The sequence below is a fragment of the Streptomyces sp. NPDC058231 genome, from assembly GCF_042882275.1.
In the GTDB taxonomy this organism is placed as follows: domain Bacteria; phylum Actinomycetota; class Actinomycetes; order Streptomycetales; family Streptomycetaceae; genus Streptomyces.
Genome location: NZ_JBHVWN010000148.1, coordinates 1 through 1,892, shown reverse-complemented (window position 1 = coordinate 1,892; position 1,892 = coordinate 1). Strand labels below are relative to the sequence as shown.

Here is a 1,892-nt window from a genome sequence, read left to right as displayed (position 1 = left end):
CACGTGGACAACAGCTGCCGGGTTCAGAGGGCAACGTGGAACAACGCCTCGGCCAAGGCAGCCCGGTCTTACGACTTGAGGTGGACGATGACTCTGCCGTCGTTGGTCGGGTCTGTCTCGAAACGTTCGTAAAGCTTCTTGATGTGTGGCTGGTTGAGGAACGCGAGCACGCGCTTTTTCAGCTTTCCCGAGCCCTTGCCCGGAATGATCTCCATGGTGGTCTCGCCGCTGCGCGCCGCCTTGAACATGGCCTGACGCAGGGCCAGTTCGATGTCCCGGTTGTTACGGAAGATCGGGTGCAGATCCACGGTGAGCAACGCGCAGCCTCCTGCTCGTGTTCCGGCCACGCGAAAGGCCGCAGCTTGTCGGCCAAGGCTACGCGGCGTCGTCCGGGCGCCGGCCCCCGGTTCCGATACACCACCGGCCCCTGCCCGTGGGTGGGCCCTTGCCCTGGCTTCTGCCGGGGTGCCCGGCCGATGGCCTGGACGATGCCGCGCGGCACCCTCTTCGGGTCCAGCAGCGATCGCCTCCCCTGCTCCCACAGGCCGGAAGGCGATAGCGGGTCCAGGCGGTTCTCGATCGGTTCCCAGGGATATGGGGCATTCACAACCGGCCGCTATGGCCGGGATGGCGGTGAAACCGCCCGGTGGGCCAGTCATGGAGCGATGCTCGTCAACGAACAGGGCACCATCTGCGGACCTGAACTGGAAAATAGGCTGCCGTCGACGTCGCGGTTCCGGCGACTTGCCCAGAACAACACGCTCGTGGACGGACCTTCACTGACGGGGTACTACACGTCGTGCCCCGCGATGGACCGCGAGGGCACCGCGGTGTTCTGGCGCGACGGCAAACTCCTGGCCGTCGACGCGGACCTGGCTTCGCACGAGTTGTTCGCGATGGGCGACGACCGGAACGTGATGGGCCGCACGCTGCTGTTGGATGACGGCCGCGTCGTCGTGTCCTTGGACAGGGAGGTGCTCGCTTTCCACAGCCCGGTGGGCCCCCTGAATGAGGGCCCCTGGCCATGCGGGGATGCGAATCTTCAGGGAAGTCCTGTGACGGACCACTCCGCCCGGCATGTTGAGCAGCGGACGAGCAGGCCCCATTGACCGGCAGCCGCGACTCCAGAAGTACATGAGCCTGCGAGACCTGAGCACGTGCTTGGTCAGCCGGGCCAGGTACGGCGCTCGGACGGCGTCAGCGGCGGGACGTTCCGAGGACCTGGTCGGCCGTCGCGAAGTGGTGCTCCGCCGGCTTCAGCACGTCGTAGAGATACCCGAAGTACTCCGTCTCCGCCGTTCCTGAGAGCACCGCCAGCAACAAGGCCAAGCACCCCATGTCGTGGTGCTCCCACAGGGGTCCGCGGCCCTCGTTGTAGAGAACGGTCCACTCGTCGGGCGGCTGGCCGGGCCGAACCAGCCAGTACAGGAAGGCCCCCGTGCCTTCCTCGAACGCCCACGGGAGGACCCGCGCCCCCGCCTCCAGCAGGCCGGCAGGCTTCTCCTCGAACTCCCACAGGTCGGCCAACACCTCGTCCCGTTCCATCGTCTGCGCGCGCAGGTCGCAGTCGCTGTAGGCGGAGTCGGGGACGAGCAGCCAGATCGTGTCGTCGAAGATGCCGTCGCCGTATGTCTCGACGAGCTGCTTGTAGTCGGCGGGCAGGCCCGTACCCATGGCGCGCTCGGCCTGTGCCCAGTCCACTGCGGGCCGCGGTTCGACAGGCGGCGGACAGAGGCGTACGAGGGCATCGAGGGGGATCACGGAACGGACGCTACTGGCGCCCCAGCCGGTGCCCGCGGGCGGGTGGTCAGCGCGGCAAGGAGGCACGCCCCCGGGTGAAGGCCTCGGGACGTTCTGAGCGAGTGTGCGGGGCGTACGGCAGAATCCCACTG

3 protein-coding genes are annotated in these 1,892 nt (G+C 67.4%); 1 reads left to right on the top strand and 2 read right to left on the bottom strand.

The genetic code is table 11. The features are described 5' to 3' along the window. Positions 1–68 precede the first annotated feature (68 nt). A complete protein-coding gene (locus tag ACFVXE_RS38770) occupies positions 69–308 on the bottom strand; it encodes a Smr/MutS family protein (protein WP_355776618.1) in 240 nt (79 codons plus the stop codon). Positions 309–665: 357 nt separating this feature from the next. Here ACFVXE_RS38770 and ACFVXE_RS38765 point away from each other — a divergent pair, with 357 nt between their 5' ends. Then, positions 666–1,109 (top strand): hypothetical protein, encoded by a 444-nt coding sequence (locus ACFVXE_RS38765; RefSeq protein WP_389678467.1) that lies wholly within the window; start codon positions 666–668, stop codon positions 1,107–1,109. 88 nt (positions 1,110–1,197) lie between these two features. Here ACFVXE_RS38765 and ACFVXE_RS38760 read toward each other — a convergent pair whose 3' ends face one another. Next, on the bottom strand, positions 1,198–1,761 hold the full coding sequence (locus ACFVXE_RS38760) for a hypothetical protein (protein ID WP_389678466.1): 564 nt from the start codon (positions 1,759–1,761) through the stop codon (positions 1,198–1,200). Positions 1,762–1,892: the final 131 nt, after the last annotated feature.

What these genes read in the sequence shown, in the direction of transcription:
- ACFVXE_RS38765 (WP_389678467.1), top strand. Translation starts at nt 666, where the DNA reads ATGCTCGTCAACGAACAGGGCACCATCTGCGGACCTGAACTGGAAAAT.